Annotated in this window: 15 protein-coding genes; 9 read left to right on the forward strand and 6 right to left on the reverse strand. The window is 55.5% G+C overall.

Annotated features, from left to right (window positions below; genetic code table 11):
* Nucleotides 1-22: 22 nt before the first annotated feature.
* Nucleotides 23-1,345, reverse strand: a complete 1,323-nt coding sequence (gene xylA / locus IP581_RS22355) for a xylose isomerase (protein WP_193821393.1) — start codon at nt 1,343-1,345, stop codon at nt 23-25.
* Nucleotides 1,346-1,695: 350 nt separating this feature from the next.
* Between xylA and xylF the strand changes: the two genes are divergently transcribed.
* The 4 genes from xylF (at nt 1,696) to xylR (ending at nt 6,748) form a co-directional block, all read left to right on the forward strand.
* Nucleotides 1,696-2,688: a D-xylose ABC transporter substrate-binding protein gene (gene xylF / locus IP581_RS22360; protein ID WP_065369634.1), complete on the forward strand. Its 993-nt coding sequence runs from the start codon at nt 1,696-1,698 to the stop codon at nt 2,686-2,688.
* Between the two features lie 78 nt (nt 2,689-2,766).
* Nucleotides 2,767-4,308: a xylose ABC transporter ATP-binding protein gene (locus tag IP581_RS22365; RefSeq protein ID WP_086872483.1), complete on the forward strand. Its 1,542-nt coding sequence runs from the start codon at nt 2,767-2,769 to the stop codon at nt 4,306-4,308.
* Nucleotides 4,286-5,467, forward strand: coding sequence for a xylose ABC transporter permease XylH (gene xylH, locus IP581_RS22370; protein ID WP_086872481.1), 1,182 nt, complete (start codon nt 4,286-4,288; stop codon nt 5,465-5,467). The genes IP581_RS22365 and xylH overlap by 23 nt, the downstream gene beginning before the upstream one ends.
* Nucleotides 5,468-5,569: 102 nt before the next feature.
* The gene (gene xylR, locus IP581_RS22375) at nt 5,570-6,748 is read left to right on the forward strand and encodes a D-xylose utilization transcriptional activator XylR (RefSeq protein ID WP_086872478.1); all 1,179 of its coding nucleotides are present in this window, start codon (nt 5,570-5,572) and stop codon (nt 6,746-6,748) included.
* 47 nt (nt 6,749-6,795) lie between these two features.
* On the opposite strand, the gene IP581_RS22380 is transcribed toward xylR, so the two are convergent.
* Nucleotides 6,796-7,623 (reverse strand): protein bax, encoded by an 828-nt coding sequence (locus IP581_RS22380; RefSeq protein WP_017458212.1) that lies wholly within the window; start codon nt 7,621-7,623, stop codon nt 6,796-6,798.
* A 315-nt stretch (nt 7,624-7,938) separates the two neighbouring features.
* Between IP581_RS22380 and IP581_RS22385 the strand changes: the two genes are divergently transcribed.
* A complete protein-coding gene (locus tag IP581_RS22385) occupies nt 7,939-9,975 on the forward strand; it encodes an alpha-amylase (protein WP_193821394.1) in 2,037 nt (678 codons plus the stop codon).
* Nucleotides 9,976-10,124: 149 nt separating this feature from the next.
* Nucleotides 10,125-11,375 carry a valine--pyruvate transaminase gene (gene avtA / locus IP581_RS22390; RefSeq protein ID WP_407659163.1) on the forward strand — a complete coding sequence of 417 codons (1,251 nt, stop codon included), beginning with the start codon at nt 10,125-10,127 and terminating at the stop codon, nt 11,373-11,375.
* 164 nt (nt 11,376-11,539) lie between these two features.
* Here avtA and IP581_RS22395 read toward each other — a convergent pair whose 3' ends face one another.
* From IP581_RS22395 to IP581_RS22410, 4 genes are all read right to left on the reverse strand, one after another.
* On the reverse strand, nt 11,540-12,013 hold the full coding sequence (locus IP581_RS22395) for a 4Fe-4S dicluster domain-containing protein (protein WP_193821395.1): 474 nt from the start codon (nt 12,011-12,013) through the stop codon (nt 11,540-11,542).
* Nucleotides 12,014-12,354: 341 nt separating this feature from the next.
* Nucleotides 12,355-14,199 (reverse strand): selenocysteine-specific translation elongation factor, encoded by a 1,845-nt coding sequence (selB, locus tag IP581_RS22400; protein ID WP_193821396.1) that lies wholly within the window; start codon nt 14,197-14,199, stop codon nt 12,355-12,357.
* The gene (gene selA / locus IP581_RS22405) at nt 14,196-15,572 is read right to left on the reverse strand and encodes an L-seryl-tRNA(Sec) selenium transferase (RefSeq protein ID WP_193821397.1); all 1,377 of its coding nucleotides are present in this window, start codon (nt 15,570-15,572) and stop codon (nt 14,196-14,198) included. The genes selB and selA overlap by 4 nt, the downstream gene beginning before the upstream one ends.
* Nucleotides 15,573-15,663: 91 nt before the next feature.
* A complete protein-coding gene (locus tag IP581_RS22410; RefSeq protein WP_086872469.1) occupies nt 15,664-16,272 on the reverse strand; it encodes a glutathione S-transferase in 609 nt (202 codons plus the stop codon).
* Nucleotides 16,273-16,786: 514 nt separating this feature from the next.
* Between IP581_RS22410 and IP581_RS22415 the strand changes: the two genes are divergently transcribed.
* The 3 genes from IP581_RS22415 to mtlR all read left to right on the forward strand — a co-directional run bounded on the left by IP581_RS22415 (nt 16,787) and on the right by mtlR (nt 20,537).
* On the forward strand, nt 16,787-18,694 hold the full coding sequence (locus tag IP581_RS22415) for a PTS mannitol transporter subunit IICBA (RefSeq protein WP_097399830.1): 1,908 nt from the start codon (nt 16,787-16,789) through the stop codon (nt 18,692-18,694).
* 107 nt (nt 18,695-18,801) lie between these two features.
* Nucleotides 18,802-19,950, forward strand: coding sequence for a mannitol-1-phosphate 5-dehydrogenase (mtlD, locus tag IP581_RS22420; protein ID WP_456077474.1), 1,149 nt, complete (start codon nt 18,802-18,804; stop codon nt 19,948-19,950).
* A complete protein-coding gene (gene mtlR / locus IP581_RS22425; protein ID WP_176519658.1) occupies nt 19,950-20,537 on the forward strand; it encodes a mannitol operon repressor MtlR in 588 nt (195 codons plus the stop codon). Before mtlD ends, mtlR begins: the two co-directional genes overlap by 1 nt.
* Nucleotides 20,538-20,574 lie beyond the last annotated feature (37 nt).

Consider the following 20,574-nt stretch of genomic DNA (forward strand, 5'->3'; position numbering starts at 1 on the left):
GTTATCAGCGGCGCAGAACGGTTTACTTATCAAACAGGTAGTAGTTAACCAGGTTTTCCAGTTGCTCCTGATGACCGCTCTGGTGGCGCGGCGCCAGGTTCTGCTGTTCAGCGTACTTCGCCAGCTCTGCGAGGCTAAGCTGCCCCTGCAAAATTTGCTGGCCCAGCTCACCATTCCAGCCCGCATAGCGCTTCGCCACGCGTTTATCCAGCTCGCCGTCTTGTACCATGCGAGCCGCCACTTTCAGCGCCAGCGCCATGGTGTCCATCGCGCCAATGTGGCCATAGAAAAGATCGTATTTATCGGTGCTCTGGCGACGCACTTTGGCGTCAAAGTTCAGGCCGCCGGTAGTGAAACCGCCCGCTTTGAGGATTTCATACATCACCAGCGCGTTCTCTTCGACGCTGTTCGGGAACTGGTCGGTATCCCAGCCGAGCTGCGGGTCGCCGCGGTTCGCATCCACTGAACCAAACAGCCCCAGCGCGATTGCCGTGGCGATTTCATGATGGAAGGAGTGGCCGGCAAGCGTGGCGTGGTTGGCTTCAATATTCAGTTTAATCTCTTTCTCCAGACCAAACTGTTTCAGGAAGCCATACACGGTGGCGGCGTCATAATCGTACTGGTGCTTGGTCGGTTCCTGCGGTTTCGGCTCAATAAGCAACGTACCGCGAAAACCGATTTTATGCTTGTGCTCAACCACCATGTTCATAAAGCGGCCAATCTGTTCACGCTCCTGGCGCAGATCGGTATTCAACAGGGTTTCATAGCCTTCACGGCCGCCCCACAGCACATAGTTTTCGCCGCCGAGTTTGTGGGTGGCGTTCATGGCGGTCACCACCTGCGTTGCCGCCCAACTGAACACTTCCGGGTCCGGGTTGGTCGCCGCGCCCGCACCATAGCGCGGGTTGGTAAAGCAGTTCGCCGTACCCCATAACAGCTTCACGCCGCTCTGCTGCTGTTTTTCCGCCAGCACGTCCACCATCTGCGCGAAATTGTTCAGATACTCTTTCAGCGACGCGCCTTCCGGCGAAACGTCCACATCGTGGAAGCAGTAATAGGGCACATTGAGTTTATGAAAAAACTCAAACGCGACATCGGCTTTACGCTTCGCCATCGCAATGGCTTCACCAGGCTGTTGCCATGGGCGATCGAAAGAGCCCACACCAAACATATCTGCGCCGTTCCAGCAGAAGGTGTGCCAGTAGCAGGCAGCAAAACGCAGGTGATCTTCCATGCGCTTACCGAGCACTAGCTCATCCGGATTGTAATGACGAAACGCTAAAGGATTCGTGGTTTTTGGACCTTCAAAACGAACCCGATCCAGCTGGTCGAAATAAGCTTGCATAATGAGCTCCATTGGCGAGTGTATAAATCTGACATTAATACTGGATTCTCTCTCTGACTCGCTCAATTACGTTATTTCACACTGCTATTAAGAGAATGCACAAACGTGCGCTGGCTCGCAAAATATTGATATCTGCCGCTGCGAGGTACCTTCCTCTTTTTTATGCAAAATCGGTTTTGCTTTTTTTAAAATAAGATCGCGGTCATAAATCAGCAAATAAACCAAAAAACGTAATGCCCGGATAAAAATCTGTAATTGCCAGAGAGGAATTCTGCGTTAAGAATTTGCTCGTCTATAGCAGTGCATGTTTCTTTTATCTCGCCCTTCACCCTACAAAAGGTATTACTATTATGAAGATAAAGAACCTTTGCCTTACACTCTGCGCCTCCCTGCTGCTGGCAAGCGCTTTCGGCCATGCCAAAGAGGTGAAAATCGGCATGGCGATTGACGATTTGCGCCTTGAACGCTGGCAAAAAGACCGCGATATCTTTGTGAAAAAAGCCGAGTCGCTCGGTGCTGACGTGTTTGTTCAATCCGCAAACGGAAATGAAGAAACCCAGATGTCGCAAATTGAAAATATGATCAACCGTGGTGTCGATGTGCTGGTTATTATTCCCTATAACGGCCAGGTATTAAGTAATGTAATAAAAGAAGCCAAACAGGAAGGAATTAAAGTTCTGGCTTACGATCGCATGATTAATAATGCCGACATCGATTTCTATATCTCTTTCGATAATGAAAAAGTCGGGGAATTACAGGCGCAAAGCCTGGTAAGCAAAGTCCCGCAGGGCAATTACTTTTTAATGGGCGGATCGCCGGTCGATAATAACGCCAAGTTATTCCGTGCCGGGCAAATGAAGGTATTAAAACCCTATATTGATAGCGGCAAAATTAAAATTGTCGGCGATCAATGGGTCGATGGCTGGTTACCGGAAAACGCGCTGAAGATTATGGAAAACGCCCTCACCGCCAACAATAACAAAATTGATGCCGTGGTCGCTTCCAACGATGCAACCGCTGGCGGTGCAATTCAGGCGCTGAGCGCCCAGGGTCTGGCCGGGAAAGTGGCGATTTCGGGTCAGGATGCCGACCTCGCAGGGGTGAAACGGTTGATTAACGGCAGCCAGACCATGACGGTCTATAAGCCAATCACCCAACTCGCTAATACCGCTGCGGAAATCGCCGTCGAACTGGGTAACGGCAAAACGCCAAAAGCGGACGCTTCACTGAATAACGGCCTGAAAGATGTCCCTGCCCGCCTGTTGACGCCAATCGAAGTCACCAAAGACAACATCGACGCTACTGTCATCAAAGACGGCTTCCATCAGAAAAATCAGCTCTAAAACCGTCGGCGCGCCTGCGGGCGCGTCGGCTGCCATCTCTTTCAGGCGCTGTATATCAGCGAATGACGTGGAGCAGCCATGCCTTATTTACTTGAAATGAAAAATATCACCAAAACTTTTGGTGTCGTAAAGGCGATAGATAACGTCAGCCTGCACCTTAACGCGGGTGAGGTGCTCTCGCTGTGCGGTGAGAACGGTTCGGGTAAATCTACGCTGATGAAAGTGCTGTGTGGGATTTACCCGGCAGGCAGTTACGAGGGAGAAATCATTTTTGCGGGCGAAACCCTGCAAGCCAGCCATATCCGCGATACCGAGCGCAAAGGTATCGCCATCATTCACCAGGAGCTGGCGCTGGTGAAACATTTAACCGTACTGGAAAACATTTTCCTCGGTACGGAAATCACTCGTCACGGCGTGATGGATTATGACCAGATGACCCTGCGCTGCGAGAAGTTGCTTAAACAGGTGAGCCTGTCGATTTCCCCGGATACCCGGGTGGGCGATTTAGGGCTCGGGCAACAGCAACTGGTTGAAATAGCCAAAGCGCTGAACAAACAGGTACGGCTGCTTATCCTCGATGAACCCACCGCTTCGCTGACCGAGCAGGAAACCGCCGTGCTGCTGGATATCATCCGCGACCTGCGCAATCACGATATCGCCTGCGTTTACATTTCCCACAAGCTGAATGAAGTCAAAGCGATATCGGACACCATCTGCGTTATCCGTGATGGCAAACATATCGGTACGCGTGATGCCGCTGGCATGAGCGAAGACGACATCATCACGATGATGGTCGGTCGCGAACTGACCGCGCTCTACCCCAATGAACCGCACGCGACAGGCGACGAGATCCTGCGCGTTGAACACCTTACCGCCTGGCATCCGGTAAACCGCCATATCAAACGTGTGAACGATATTTCATTCAGCCTGAAGCGCGGCGAGATCCTTGGCATCGCCGGGCTGGTCGGCGCCGGGCGAACTGAAGCGGTGCAGTGCCTGTTTGGTGTCTGGCCGGGGCGCTGGGAAGGACAAATCTTTCTTGATGGCAAGCAGGTACAGATTCACAACTGTCAGCAGGCTATCGACTTTGGCATCGCCATGGTGCCGGAAGATCGCAAAAAAGACGGCATCGTGCCGGTGATGGCGGTGGGCAAGAACATCACGCTGGCGGCGCTTAGCCAGTTTACCGGCGCGTTAAGCAGCCTGGACGACGCCGCCGAGCAGGCGTGCATTTTACAGTCACTCCAGCGGCTAAAAGTAAAAACCTCCTCACCGGAGCTGGCCATTGGCCGCCTGAGCGGAGGCAACCAGCAAAAGGCCATTCTCGCCCGCTGCCTGTTACTCAATCCGCGCATCCTGATTCTTGATGAACCCACGCGCGGCATCGATATCGGCGCGAAATACGAAATCTACAAATTGATTAACCAGTTAGTGCAGCAGGGGATCGCCGTCATCGTTATCTCATCCGAGCTTCCCGAAGTGCTGGGATTAAGCGATCGGGTGTTGGTGATGCATGAAGGCAAGCTAAAAGCCGATCTCATCAATCGTAATCTGACCCAGGAACAGGTCATGGAAGCGGCGCTGAGGAGCGAACATCATGTCGAAAAGCAACCCGTCTGAAATCAAGTTAGCCACCGCCTCACCAGGGGCTTTTTCCGGACTGAAGTCCCTTAACTTACAAGTCTTTGTGATGATCGCCGCCATTGTGGTGATTATGCTGTTTTTCACTGGCATGACCGATGGCGCGTATCTCAGCGCGCGTAATATCTCCAATCTGCTGCGCCAGACTGCGATCACCGGCATCCTGGCGGTGGGCATGGTGTTTGTCATTATCTCCGCCGAAATTGACCTTTCCGTCGGCTCCATGATGGGGTTGCTCGGCGGCGCGGCGGCGATTTTCGACGTCTGGCTGGGCTGGCCGCTGCCGCTGACCGTGGTGGTGACACTGGTGCTCGGCCTGCTGCTCGGCGCCTGGAACGGCTGGTGGGTGGCGTATCGCAAAGTCCCTTCATTTATCGTCACGCTGGCCGGAATGTTGGCTTTTCGCGGCGTGCTGATCGGCATCACCAACGGCACCACGGTTTCCCCCACCAGCGCGGCGATGTCGCAAATTGGCCAAAGCTATTTGCCAGACGGCGTAGGTTTCGGTGTGGGCCTGCTGGGGCTGGTTGCTTTTGTACTCTGGCAGTGGCGCGGACGTATGCGCCGCCAGACGCTGGGGCTGGCAACCTCTCCCTCCACGACGGCAGTCGGCCGCCAGGCAATTATCGCGGTGATCGTGCTTGGAGCCATTTGGCTGCTGAATGATTACCGTGGCGTCCCCACGCCGGTACTGCTGCTGGCATTTTTGCTGCTGGCCGGCATGTTTATGGCGACGCGCACCGCGTTTGGCCGCCGTATTTACGCGATTGGCGGCAACCTGGAAGCGGCACGGCTTTCCGGCATTAACGTCGAGCGCACCAAACTTGCGGTATTTGCGATTAACGGATTGATGGTGGCGATTGCCGGTTTGATCCTCAGCTCGCGCCTCGGCGCGGGTTCACCTTCCGCCGGGAACATCGCCGAACTGGACGCCATTGCCGCATGCGTCATTGGCGGCACCAGCCTTGCAGGCGGTATTGGTAGCGTCGCAGGCGCGGTGATGGGCGCGTTTATTATGGCGTCGCTGGATAACGGCATGAGCATGATGGATGTGCCGACGTTCTGGCAATACATCGTTAAAGGGGCCATTTTGCTGCTCGCCGTGTGGATGGACTCAGCCACCAAACGGCGGGCCTGAAAGTTGTGAATTAAGGCGCGATCACACTGCCGGATCTTTTTTATTCATCAGTTTGGTGAATATGATAATGAGATCGGATGGAAAGTCAGGAAGCAAACCAACATGTTTGAGAAGCGCCATCGCATCACATTGTTATTTAATGCCAATAAAGCCTACGACCGCCAGGTTGTCGAAGGGGTCGGCGAATATTTGCAGGCCTCGCAATCCGAGTGGGATATTTTCATTGAAGAGGATTTTCGCGCCCGTATTGAAAATATCAAAGAGTGGCTGGGCGATGGCGTGATCGCCGATTATGACGATCGGGACATTGAGCGGCTGCTGGCGGATGTCGACGTGCCGATTGTCGGCGTGGGCGGTTCTTATCACACACCGGAGCACTACCCACCGGTGCATTACATCGCGACCGACAACTACGCGCTGGTGGAGAGCGCGTTTTTGCATCTGAAAGAGAAAGGCGTGCACCGTTTTGCGTTCTACGGCCTGCCAGTCTCCAGCGGCAAACGCTGGGCGGCAGAACGTGAGCACGCCTTCTGCCAGTTAGTGGCGCAAGAGAAGTACCGCGGTGTGGTTTACCAGGGGCTGACTACCGCGCCAGAGAACTGGCAACATGCGCAGAACCGGCTGGCAGACTGGCTGCAAACGCTGCCGCCGCAGACCGGCATTATCGCCGTGACCGACGCCCGTGCGCGCCATGTTCTGCAGGTGTGTGACCATTTGCATATACCAGTGCCAGAAAAACTGTGCGTGATCGGCATCGATAACGAAGAACTCACCCGTTATCTGTCGCGCGTTGCGCTCTCTTCCGTGGCGCAGGGAACCCGACAAATGGGCTACCAGGCGGCGAAGCTGCTGCACCGTTTGCTGGATAACGAAACCATGCCGTTACAGCGGTTGCTGGTTCCACCGGTACGCGTGGTGGCGCGGCGCTCGACGGATTATCGCTCGCTGAACGACCCGGCGGTGATTCAGGCGATGCATTACATTCGCAATCACGCTTGTAAAGGCATCAAAGTGGATCAGGTGCTGGATGCCGTCGGCATCTCGCGTTCAAACCTGGAAAAGCGCTTTAAAGAAGAGGTCGGTGAGACAATTCATGCGGTAATTCATGCGGAGAAGCTGGAAAAGGCGCGTAGCCTGCTGATATCGACATCGCTCTCGATCAATGAAATCTCACAGATGTGCGGCTACCCGTCGCTGCAATATTTCTACTCGGTGTTTCGTAAAGAGTACGACAGCACACCAAAAGACTACCGCGACCGCTATAGCGAAATCCTTATCTGACACAAAGAAAAACGCCTTCCGGCTGGAAGGCGTTTACAAGGCTGACATTACATATGGGCGGCGATTAACTGCTGATTGTCCTGATACATGGCAAACAAATAGTTGTTGTAGCTCGCACCACGGGTTGAGTAACCCTTCAGCTTATGGATCATGTTGGTAGCGGTCACTTCCTGATCCGCTTTACGCAGTTGCGCACGGGATTTACGGAATGAGGCATAGGCCGTGTGCGTATTCAGGTTGGTGACGTAAGCATCCACCGATTCCTGCAGGGAGTTAAAGTGAGAGTAACCTTTCACTTTGCCAGCCCCGTTTTTACAGGCACCTTTCGCACATTTCATGCCAAACAGATTGTTGTTGGTACGCGCCAGTTTTGACGTGCCCCAACCACTTTCCGCTGCCGCCATAGTCGCAACCATACTGTCCGGGATAATGTCTACACGCTCCAGCAAGGCGTTCCAGGGAATACGGCGCGTATTCCCGTTCCAGCTGATTTTGTAGCGTTGAGTAATATCCTTCAGACGCGCGCGCTCGGCAGGCGACCATTGGCTGTTGTACTGTTTTGACAGCAACCAGTTACGCTCGGCGGTAATCGCAGAGTTTTTGCTGGTGATATAAGGCATTACCGTCCGGAGAAACGCTTTTTTCCTTGGTGTTCCGGAAGGGTATTTTCGCAAATCAGGAAGTGAACTACTTTTTACACTATTGCGAGAATACTCTTGTTTACTGCTTGCCTGTTTTTTTACGCTTGCCTTAGTGACGTGGGCTTTGTGACTCGCTGTTTCTGTGTGCGTCTTTGCCAGCACCCCACCTGAAAATATCAAGGTGGAAAACATGAGTATCGTGGCCCCAAGTCGTCGCATGGGTATCGATATCATTAGGTCTCCTGGTCGGATATGAACATTCCAACACCTTCTTTTTTGCATGATTTTGAGAGCTGAATCTCAAATCATACCAAAAATAGCCTGCAAGAGCACGTACAGAAATAATCCAATTCTGAAATCATGTCACCAGGAAACTGCACACAAAATGGACAATCTCTTATAAATGTGGCGGTTATCGCAAATCCACGTTAACGATATGCGCGCGATCGCTCACCCTGCGCCCTCCTCCCTGGCGATGACGACCAGGGAGGAGTTCCCCCGCCAGGCGGAGTGGCAAACTGGGTAAAATCGCCATCACTGGGACATCCGATGAAACACTCCGCACTGTTACTGTTGTTGCTTCCCGGCATCGCTCTTGCCGACTGGTCCGCCGCCGGTTTTCCCCCTTTAACTGACGACGGCACCGGCCTCTGGCGCAGCCAGGCCGCGCTGAAAAAAGGCGAGCATCCGCTAGCGTTGCAACAGGGTCAGCAATGTTGGCAGCCCGCCAGCGACATCAAGCTGAACCAAATGCTTTCGCTGAAGCCTTGCAGCGGCAGTGCGCCGCAGTGGCGGATATTCCGTGATGGCGATTACCAGATACAGCTAGACACTCGCTCCGGCACACCAACAGTGCTGCTCAGTGTCAAAAGTGAGGCCAGCGCAGCGCCGGTTAACGCTGCGCGCCAGTGCCCGGTGCGTGACGACAAACCGCTGACCGTGCCTGTTGGCAACACCTTCCCGGAAGGCAGCCTGGTACGCGACTTCTACAGCCAGCAAACCGCCACGGTACGCGACGGGAAAATCACCCTGCAACCCGCACCGGAAAGTGACGGTCTTCTGCTGCTGGAAAAGGCGCAAACGCAGGGCGCAGCCCCTTTTCAGTGGCATAACGCCACGGTCTATTTTGTCCTTACCGACCGCTTCGTGAATGGCAATCCCGCCAATGACAACAGCTATGGTCGACATAAAGATGGCATGCAGGAGATTGGCACCTTTCACGGCGGCGACCTGCAAGGGCTGACCAGCAAACTGGATTACTTACAGCAACTGGGCGTCAATGCGTTATGGATAAGCTCGCCGCTGGAGCAGATCCACGGCTGGGTTGGCGGTGGTACAAAAGGGGATTTCCCCCACTATGCCTACCACGGTTATTACACACAGGACTGGACGCGCCTCGACGCTAATATGGGCAACGAAGATGATCTGCGTAAGCTGGTTGATGAAGCGCACCGCCGCGGTATTCGCGTGCTGTTTGACGTAGTGATGAACCACACCGGCTATGCGACGCTGGCTGATATGCAAACCTTCCAGTTTGGCGCGCTGTATTTGAAAGAAGAAGAGCGCAAAAAGATCCTCGGCGAGCACTGGACAGACTGGCGTCCCGCCGCCGGGCAGAGCTGGCATAGCTTCAATGATTACATCAACTTTAGCGATAAAAGCGCCTGGCAAAACTGGTGGGGCAAAAACTGGATCCGCACCGATATCGGCGATTATGACAATCCCGGTTTTGACGACCTCACCATGTCGCTGGCGTTTTTGCCGGATCTGAAAACCGAATCCACCACACCTTCCGGGCTGCCGGTATTTTATCGCCACAAACCGGACACGCGCGCACGCGAAATCGCCGGGTTTACACCGCGCGATTACCTCACCCATTGGCTCAGCGCGTGGGTGCGCGAGTACGGCATTGACGGTTTTCGCGTTGATACCGCCAAACATGTCGAGCTGGCGGCCTGGCAACAATTAAAAACGCAGGCCGCGGCGGCGCTCGCCGAATGGAAAAAGGCCAATCCGCAGAAAAAAATCGATGACGCCCCTTTCTGGATGACCGGCGAATCCTGGGGTCACGGTGTGATGGAAAGTGATTATTACCGCCACGGTTTCGACGCCATGATCAATTTCGATTACCAGCAACAAGCCGCCGACGCGGTGTCATGCCTGGCGAATATGGATACCGTCTGGCAACAGATGGCCGACAAACTGCAAGGCTTTAATGTGCTGAGCTATCTCTCCTCGCACGATACCCGCTTGTTCCGCGAGGGCGGCCAGCAAGCCGCAGAGCTGCTGCTGCTCGCCCCCGGCGCGGTGCAGATCTTTTACGGTGATGAAAGCGCGCGGCCTTTTGGCCCGACAGGATCGGATCCGCTACAAGGTACGCGATCGGATATGAACTGGCAGGATCTTGGCGGTAAAAGCGCCGCCAGCCTGCGGCACTGGCAAACGTTGGGGCAGTTCCGCGCACGCCACCCGGCGCTGGGCATGGGCAAACAGACCACGCTTACGCTGCCGCAGGGCTACGGTTTTGTCCGTGAACAAGGGGAAGACAAAGTGATGGTGGTCTGGGCGGGCGCGGCTCGCCACTGAGCCATAAAGCAAATATCAGCATATTATGTCGCATAACTGTCATTAATAAGAATTAAGCGGGGAAAAGGCGCGCCGGCGGCGATTTGCACCTCGCCGTCCGGAGCGCTATGGTTAGCCACTTTGATCCGCAGCCCGACAGAGCAGTAGCGATGACATTTTCACTTTTCGGCGACAAATTTACCCGCCATGCAGGCATTACGCGCCTGATGGAGGATCTCAACGACGGTTTACGCACCCCTGGCGCTATCATGCTCGGTGGCGGTAACCCGGCACAAATCCCGGCGATGACCGATTACTTCCACAACCTGCTTGCAGACATGGTAGAAAACGGCAAAGCGACTGATGCACTGTGCAATTATGACGGCCCGCAGGGTAAAACCGAGCTACTGTCGGCGCTGGCGGCTATGCTGCGTGAAGAGTTAGGTTGGGATATTGAGCCACAGAATATTGCACTAACAAACGGCAGCCAGAGCGCGTTTTTCTACTTGTTCAATCTGTTTGCTGGCCGTCGCGCCGATGGAAGCACCAGAAAAGTACTTTTCCCGCTGGCGCCGGAGTACATCGGCTATGCCGATTCCGGGCTGGAAGAAGATCTGTTTGTCTCCGCGCGCCCCAACATTGAACTGTTGCCGGACGGGCAGTTTAAGTACCATGTCGATTTTGAACACCTGCATATTGGCGAAGAGACCGGCATGATCTGCGTCTCGCGCCCAACCAACCCGACCGGCAACGTGATCACCGACGAAGAGCTGATGAAGCTGGATGTGCTGGCGAACCAGCACAATATCCCGCTGGTAATCGATAACGCTTACGGCGTCCCTTTCCCCGGCATTATCTTTAGCGAAGCGCGGCCGCTGTGGAATCCGAACATCATTCTCTGTATGAGCCTGTCGAAGCTGGGCCTGCCGGGTAGCCGCTGCGGCATTATCATTGCCAGCGAAAAAATTATCTCCGCAATCCGTAATATGAACGGCATTATCAGCCTCGCGCCGGGCGGCATTGGCCCGGCGATGATGTGCGAAATGATTAAACGCAAAGATTTGCTGCGCCTTTCTGAAGAGGTGATCAAGCCGTTTTACTACCAGCGGGTACAGGAAACGATCGCCACGCTGCGTCGTTATTTGCCTGAAGAACGCTGCCTGATCCATAAACCGGAAGGGGCGATTTTCCTCTGGCTGTGGTTTAAAGATCTGCCGATTAGCACCGAGCTGCTGTATCAACGGCTGAAAAAACGCGGCGTGCTGATGGTGCCAGGCGACTACTTCTTCCCGGGCCTGGATAAACCCTGGCCGCACACGCATCAGTGCATGCGCATGAACTATGTGCCGGAGCCGGAGCTTATCGAAGCGGGCGTGAAAATCCTCGCCGAAGAGATTGAGAAAGCCTGGCAGGAAAACTAACGCTGAAAACTCAAAAGCCCTCGGATGAGGGCTTTTTTATCGCTCACAAAAACGGGCGCGTCAGTACCGATTCTGCTCTGCCTGCGATCCTGGGATGTTATTCGCGCTGCGCTGGCAGCGGCTTTGCGGGTTAACCACGGCTCTGTGCAACGCCAATTTGCTGGCTAGAACCGCTGGCTGTGCAGCCGGTTCTCGCGCAGTTGCGCCAGGTTTATGTCACTCAGCGCGTTGGTCGGGCAAGCGTCAACACAGGCCGGGCCGCCTTCACGATGCTGGCACAGATCGCACTTCAGCGCCTGCACCCCGTTCTCAACGCGCATCACCTGCATTGCACCAAACGGGCAGGCGATCATGCAGCTTTTACAACCGATACAGCGTGATTGCTCAACCAGCACCGCCCCGTTGGCCCGCCCGATCGCACCGACCGGACAGACATTCGCGCAGGGCGCGTCTTCACAATGATGGCAGGTGACGGCGGAGGAGAAATCGCCGGTTTTCACCACGCGGATGCGTGCGGAAAAGGTCGCGGGTTTCACACCCGAGCAGTCCTGGTTATCTTCATGCGACACCACACACGCCACTTCGCAGGTGCGACAGCCAATGCATTTGGCCGGATCAGCGATAATAAAACGATTCATTCCCCACTCCACCGGGCACGAAAACGACAAGGGTGCCAGAAAAAACCGCCGCAATGCTTTGATCGCAAGCGGGAAAGCCGCCAGTTTTTTCATTTGCCTGAACATTTCTGACAATCTGTATCACGTGCTCAGCATGCCGCTAAATGTGCGCAGGTGTTGTTCGCCAACGCGCATTGCGCCTGCCAGAGAATTCGCACCCGAGGCCGGGTTACTAGCGCTTAACCTGTAATCTTCCGTTGGGCGCGGGGGAGAGTCTGAAGGTGATGACCAGCGTTTCCTTGCGGTAAGGCGGTTTGCGAGGGATGGTGCGGCTGGCGAAAAATCGCCAGCCTGAGCGTTGATCACTCTTTGAGGAATAACGCCTTGTCGCGCAGGATGTGGTCATTGCCACGGCGACGGGTAAAACCAATGCGGTCGAAATATTCCAGGATCTGAATCGCCAGTTTGCGCCCCACATTCAGCGTATCGCGGAAATCCGCCGCGCTGGTCGAGCCGCGCGCTTCATCAAGATCGCGGATCATGCTGGCAAAGGTCACAATGCGATCGTTACGGTAATAACGATCTTTAACGATCGCTGTAATCAGCCCCTGTTGTGCCGCCTGGCGCAGCAGGCCGCGCATCACCTGTTCATCGACGCCGATTTCACGGGCTAAATCCCGCACCCACCAGGGTTCGTCGCCAAACAGCGGCGCGGTTCTTTGCCACAACGGCGCCTGCTCGTCGCTGAAACCGGCTTTATGCTCCGGCAAGTGCAGCCAGCCGTGGTGGCTGTGGATATCGCCGCTCTCCCGCATGAGTTCAATCAGCGTTAATACCAGCGCTTCATCTTCCATCGGCAGCGCCATACGCCGCAGACGTTCGCGCCCAGGCCCCGGTTCCTCGCGGTGCTGTTCATGGTAAGTCGCCAGCGTGTCCAGCAGCTTGCGCTGCCAGCGTGCCGCCACAGGCGCATTAAGCAGGTTATCACCCGCGCGGATAAAACCGGGGTTATCGAGTAACGCCGCCAGTCCGCTGCTGCTTAACTGACGCGCCCAGCCAAACGCGCGTAGATCCACCGCTCCACGCGATAAATGCACCGCCAGCGCCTGGGCATCATCTTTGGCCTGCGCCAGTTCACCAATCCACGCCAGGTAATCTGCCTTGCGTTTACCGCGACGCGGCGAGTTCAGCGTCACCACCCGCGCCCCCGCAAGCGTCGTGCGCGCGGAGATATCGCGCAGCACCAGCAGGTCGTTATCCGCCAGCCACAGCGGCGTATCAAGCACCAGTTCGGCAAGGCCATTTTCCAGCAGCGACACGCGTCCGGTAACGTGGCTGGCAGCATGGTGAATATGCAATGGCTGCCATTGCGTTAGTGGAACGTGGGTTTGCAGCGCGACAATCAGCCGCTCGGTGGGTTCGTCAGGCTGCTGCGACAACAACCAGTCACCGCGACTGAGCGCCTCTTTTTCCGCATCACCGGCAATGTTCAGCGCGATGCGTTGCCCGGCATGCGCGTGTTCAACAGGTTGATTCTGCGCATGCAACCCGCGCACGCGCATCGGTGTATTCGCCCCGGTCAGCCATAGCGTATCGCCTACGCGGACATCGCCGGAAAGCGCCGTTCCCGTCACCACCAGCCCCGCCCCTTTTACCGTGAAAGCACGATCGAGCGCCAGGCGGAAACGCTGATGTTCCGGATGCGCGCGTTCCTGCAACTGCAACAGATGTTCACGCAGCTCAGCAATGCCGCGCTGTTCCGTAGCGGCGGTAACAAACAGCGTCGCCTGCGGATAACCAAAAGCCTGGAGCGTGTTTTGTACTTCCGCGCGCACGTCGGCAATGCGCGCCTCATCCACGCGATCAGCTTTGGTTAGCGCCACTGTCAGCGCCGGGTTGCCGGTCAGTTGTAAGATCGCCAGATGCTCGCGCGTCTGCGCCATGACGCCATCGTCACACGCCACCACCAGCAGCGCATGGTCAATGCCGCCAACGCCCGCCAGCATATTAGAGAGGAATTTTTCATGCCCAGGCACATCAATAAAACCCGGTACGCGGCCATCCGGCTGCGGCCAGTAGGCATAACCGAGATCGATGGTCATGCCACGTTTTTTCTCTTCCGGCAGGCGATCGGCATTCACGCCCGTAATCGCTTCAATCAGGGTGGTTTTGCCGTGGTCGACATGCCCGGCAGTGGCAATAATCATTTCAGCAACATCTCCAGCAAGCGGGATTCATCATCAACACAGCGACAGTCCAGCCACAGGCGACCATCGTAAATACGGCCAATCACCGGCTGCGGCAGCGCCCGCCACTGCGCAGCCAGCGCTTCCAGACGACGCCCACTGCCATCGCGCGGGGTAAAGGTCAATGCCGCGCCTGGCAGCCTGTCCACGGGCAGCGAGCCGCTACCAATTTGCGACAGGCAGGCTTCGACGCGCAGCTCAAATTCGTCATAACGCGCCGTCAACGCCGCGTACAGGCGCTGCGCCTGGTCGCGAATTTCCGCCTCCGGGCGGGTTAAGTAACGCAGCGTCGGCAGACTCTGGTCGAGTTTTTCCGGGTGCAGATAGAGGCGTAACGTCGCCTCCAGCGCCGCCAGCGTCATTTTATCCGCCCGCAACGCGCGTTTCAGCGGGTGCTGCTGGATTTGCTCAATCAGCGCTTTTTTACCCACGATAATGCCCGCCTGCGGGCCGCCGAGCAGCTTATCGCCGGAGAAACTCACCAGACTCACGCCAGCGGCAATAAGCGCCTGCGGCATCGGTTCCTGCGGCAAACCGTAGCGGCTTAAATCGACCAGCGAACCGCTGCCGAGATCAACAATCACCGGTAGCGCATGCTCTTCACCCAGCGCCACCAGCTCCGCTTCATCCACCGCTTTGGTAAAGCCTTCGATATGGTAATTACTGGTGTGCACTTTCATCAGCAGCGCGGTGCTGTCGTTAATCGCCTGGCGATAATCTTTCGCATGCGTGCGGTTGGTGGTGCCGACTTCTTGCAGCACACAACCCGCCTGGCGCATCACATCCGGAATGCGAAACGCGCCGCCAATTTCCACCAGCTCACCACGCGACACCACCACTTCGCGGCCAGCCGCCGTGGCCGCCAGCATCAGTAACACCGCTGCGGCATTGTTATTGACGATGCAGGCGTCTTCCGCGCCGGTTAGCTGACAGAGTAAATCCGCCAGCGCGCGATCGCGATGACCGCGCCCTGCGCCGTCGAGATCATATTCGAGCGTCACCGGCGAACCCATCACCTGGGTAACGGCATCGATGGCGGCCTGCGACTGCACCGCTCGGCCTAAGTTGGTGTGCAGCACCGTGCCGCTCAGGTTAAAGACCGGGCGCAGCGCGCTACTGTCGCTTTGTGCCAGCCGCTGTTGCGCCGCCGCTGCCCAGTCCCGGCTCCAGTCGGGTAATGTCTGCGCGTCGCGTATCTGCGCGCGCGCCTCGTCCTGAAGCTGGCGCAACGTTTGCGCTACGCGACTGTGGCCAAAAGTGGTTAATAAAGTGGCGAACGCCTCGTCACGTAACAGGCGATCGGTTGAAGGGATCTGGCTGTAAAGAGTAGTCATGAAAAGGCCTGGCTATGGGTTGCCCCCTCCCGTCAGGGGGTTTGACGTGAGGGGATTGTACCGTGACTTGCTCAGGCGAACATCATGCTTATCAAGCCTTCGGTGGTTCGGTGCGGGCGAAACTCTCGCGCTGGAACAGATTTTCCACCAGCTTTACCAGCAGTGGGCGATCAACACACCAGCCGGGGGAAACATGGCGGAAATTGAGGTAACTAATCGCGCAGGCGATTGCCACTGTCGCCAGATTCAAGTCGTCCACCCTCAGCGTGCCGTCTTTAAGATAATTTTCCAGCGCGTCCAGACCGCGCGAAACCTTTTCCCGCTGGCGTAACAACTCGGTTTCCGATTGTTGCTCAACCGGACGCGCCAGCTCGCGAACCGAGACCAGCGCCGCATCCATAATGCCGTCAGCCAGCGCTTCCAGTTGGCGAATTTTCAGTGCCGCTTTGCGATCGGTGGGCAACATCGCCGGGGCGATATTTAGCAAATCAATGTATTCCGCGATGATCGGCGAGTCGTACCACACTTCGCCATCATCGGTTATCAGCGCCGGAACTTTGCCAAGCGGGTTGTACTGCGCCACGCTATTGACGGCGTTATAAGGCTGCTCATTGATAAATTCGAAGGTGATGCCCTTTTCCAGCAGGATCACCGAAATTTTGCGTACAAAAGGGCTGGTATAGCTGCCGATCAGTTTCATTGCCTTCTCCGTTTTCGCCAACAAAAATCTAAGTATGAACGAGCGGGCGCAGATTGTTTCATCAAGATGAAAACTTCTGCCGCTAACGTACGCATTGCCGCAGGCTGTGAAAGGAAGTTACAGGTTCTGCTGGTCGTCAAAAACACAGTTTGCTGGCGATCACATTCGGAAAAGTCCTGACGAAAATATCTTGTGATCTATATCACAAATACATAACAAACCATCGCGCATAAAATGTGAATAACATCACACTTACAGGCTCATAACGTTCAGATTTTACGCATTGTTCTTTTTTTACACTGATTTTATGTGACAAATATCACACTAAATGGTGGCATACCCCCTACGTTAGTGTGATCTGAATCACACAAAGGCGCACCATCTGGACAGCTACGCGATTCGGTGCGAGATTTCGCCTCACAGATAACCCAGGTCCGGCTACCTCTGCCGCCACGTTAACAAAAAACCTCGGGCTTCCGGCCTGTGCGATAGCAAACATAAGAAGGGGTGTTTTATGTCATCCGATATCAAGATCAAGGTGCAAAGCTTTGGTCGTTTTCTCAGCAATATGGTGATGCCGAATATCGGCGCGTTCATCGCGTGGGGGATCATCACCGCATTGTTTATTCCTACAGGGTGGTTGCCGAACGAGACGCTGGCAAAACTCGTTGGCCCAATGATTACTTATCTGCTGCCGCTGCTCATCGGTTACACCGGTGGTCGTCTGGTGGGCGGCGATCGTGGCGGCGTAGTCGGCGCGATCACCACCATGGGCGTTATCGTTGGTGCGGATATGCCGATGTTCCTCGGCGCAATGATCGCAGGCCCGCTGGGCGGCTGGGCGATTAAACACTTTGATAACTGGGTCGACGGTAAGATCAAATCCGGTTTCGAAATGCTGGTGAACAACTTCTCCGCTGGCATTATCGGTATGATCCTCGCCATCCTGGCCTTCCTCGGCATTGGCCCTGCGGTTGAAGTGCTGTCCAAAGTTCTGGCGGCGGGCGTTAACTTCATGGTTGCGCACGAAATGCTGCCGCTGGCGTCTATTTTTGTTGAACCGGCGAAAATCCTGTTCCTCAACAACGCCATCAACCACGGTATCTTCTCACCGTTGGGTATCCAGCAATCGCATGACCTTGGCAAGTCCATCTTCTTCCTGATTGAAGCGAACCCGGGTCCGGGTATGGGCGTGCTGCTGGCGTATATGTTCTTTGGTCGCGGCAGCGCTAAACAGTCTGCTGGCGGCGCGGCTATCATCCACTTCCTGGGTGGTATCCACGAAATTTACTTCCCGTATGTGCTGATGAACCCGCGTCTGCTGCTTGCCGTTATCCTCGGCGGTATGACTGGCGTGTTCACCCTGAGCGTGCTGAACGGCGGCCTGGTTTCTCCGGCTTCTCCGGGTTCCATCCTGGCGGTGCTGGCAATGACACCAAAAGGCGCGTACTTCGCGAACCTGGCGGCTATCTTCGCTGCGCTGATTGTCTCTTTCGTTATCGCTTCCATCCTGCTGAAAACCAGCAAAGTGAAAGACGACGAAGACCTGCAAGAAGCGACCCGTCGTATTCACGAAATGAAAGCTGAGTCTAAAGGCGCAACCCCGCTGGCAGCAGGCGACGTGACCAACGACCTGAGCCATGTGCGTAAAATCATCGTCGCTTGTGACGCCGGTATGGGTTCCAGCGCCATGGGCGCGGGTGTGCTGCGTAAGAAAGTGCAGGATGCGGGTCTGACCAACATCTCTGTCACTAATAGCGCCATCAACAGCTTGCCGTCTGACGTTGATCTGGTGATTACGCACCGCGATCTGACCGAGCGCGCGATGCGCCAGGCACCGCAGGCGCAACATATTTCGCTGACCAACTTCCTCGACAGTGGCCTGTACACCAACCTGACAGAACGTCTGGTTGCCGCACAGCGCCATAGCGACAATGAAGCTAAAGTCACCAGCAGCCTGCAAGATAGTTTCGATGCCCCGAACAGTAACCTGTTCAAACTGGGCGCAGAGAATATCTTCCTTGGCCGCACCGCGAGCAACAAAGAAGAAGCCATCCGCTTTGCCGGTGAACAGCTGGTCAAAGGCGGTTACGTTCAGCCGGAATACGTTGACGCGATGCTGGAACGTGAAAAACTGACCCCGACCTATCTGGGTGAGTCTATCGCGGTGCCGCACGGCACCGTGGAAGCGAAAGATCGCGTGCTGAAAACCGGCGTGGTGTTCTGCCAGTACCCGGAAGGTGTCCGCTTCGGTGAAGACGAAGATGACATCGCCCGTCTGGTGATTGGCATCGCGGCGCGTAACAATGAGCACATCCAGGTCATCACCAGCCTCACCAACGCGCTGGATGACGAGACCGTGATTCAGCGTCTGGCGCACACCACCAGCGTTGAAGAAGTGCTGGCACTGCTCGGCAAGTAATCGGTTTTCCTCCCTCTCCCCACGGGGAGAGGGCTAGGGTGAGGGGAAATATTTGCGGTTCCTCACCCCAGCCCTCTCGGGTAAAAACATTGATGAAGGTTAAGACTATGAAAGCATTGCATTTTGGCGCAGGTAATATCGGACGTGGCTTTATCGGCAAGTTGCTCGCCGACGCGGGGATTGAACTGACGTTCGCCGATGTGAACCAGGTGGTGCTCGACGCCCTTAATGCCCGTCATAGCTATCAGGTGCATGTGGTTGGTGAAAAAGAGCAGGTCGATACCGTCTCCGGCGTTAACGCCGTGAGCAGCATTGGCGACGAGGTTGTCGACCTGATTGCGAGCGTTGATCTGGTGACCACGGCGGTCGGCCCGGTGGTACTGGAACGCATCGCCCCGGCTATCGCCAAAGGTCTGGCAAAACGTAAAGCGCAGGGCATTAACACACCGCTGAATATTATCGCCTGTGAAAACATGGTGCGCGGCACCACACAGTTGAAAGGGCATGTTTTCGCGGCGCTGGCTGACGCGGATAAAACCTGGGTTGAAGAGCATGTTGGCTTCGTGGATTCCGCCGTTGACCGTATTGTTCCGCCGTCTGCATCCGCCACTAACGATCCGCTGGAAGTGACGGTGGAAACTTTCAGCGAGTGGATTGTCGACAAAACCCAGTTCAAAGGCGCGCTGCCGAACATTCCGGGTATGGAATTAACTGATAACCTGATGGCATTTGTTGAACGTAAGCTCTTCACGCTGAATACCGGGCATGCTATAACCGCGTACCTTGGAAAGCAGACCGGCCATCAAACCATTCGCGACGCCATTCTGGATGGCAGCATCCGTGCGGTGGTGAAAGGCGCAATGGAAGAGAGCGGCGCGGTGCTGATCAAACGTTATGGCTTCGATGCCGACAAGCATGCTGCGTACATTCAGAAAATCCTGGGCCGTTTTGAAAACCCCTATCTGAAAGACGATGTTGAGCGCGTAGGTCGTCAACCGCTGCGTAAACTGAGCGCGGGCGATCGCCTGATCAAACCGCTGCTCGGCACGCTGGAGTACAACCTGCCGCACGCCAACCTGGTGAAAGGCATTGCCGCTGCCATGCATTACCGCAGCGAGCAGGATCCGCAGGCGCAGGAGCTGGCTCAGCTTATCGAAGAGAAAGGCCCGCAAGCCGCGCTGGCGCAGATTTCCGGCCTGGATGCTAACAGCCCGGTCGTTAACGAAGCCGTCAGCGCCTATAACACCAGGGCATGATGCCGACGATGGCGCGGGAAGCCCCGCGCCAGTTAACGAAATTGTCAGATATGCAGGCAATAATGGAAAAAACGCAGGCTTTCGAAAACCGTGTTCTCGAGCGTCTGAATGCTGGCAAAACCGTGCGAAGCTTTTTGATTGCCGCCGTTGAGTTGCTCAACGAAGCCATCAATATTCTGGTGTTGCAGGTATTTCGCAAAGATGACTACGCGGTGAAATACGCTGTAGAGCCGCTGCTTGACGGAGATGGACCGCTGGGCAATTTGTCCGTGCGTTTAAAGCTGATTTACGGTCTGGGTGTCATCTCCCGTCCGGAATATGAAGACGCCGAGCTTTTGATGGCGCTGCGTGAAGAGCTCAACCACGATGGCACAGAGTACGCGTTTACCGATGATGAGATCCTCGGGCCATTTGGCGAGCTGCACTGTGTTGCCGCCCTGCCGCCAACGCCGGTGTTTGATACCAGTGACGCAAGGCTTTTGGCCATGCAAAAACAGCGCTACCAGCAAGTCGTGCGTTCAACCATGGTGCTCTCTCTGACCGAGCTTATTTCCCGTATCAGCTTAAAAAAAGCATTCCAGAAATAACCTTCGCCATAAATACTGTATCCTTATCGTTTTACTC

It is taken from the genome of Kosakonia pseudosacchari (assembly GCF_015167415.1).
Taxonomy (GTDB): Bacteria; Pseudomonadota; Gammaproteobacteria; order Enterobacterales; family Enterobacteriaceae; genus Kosakonia; species Kosakonia pseudosacchari.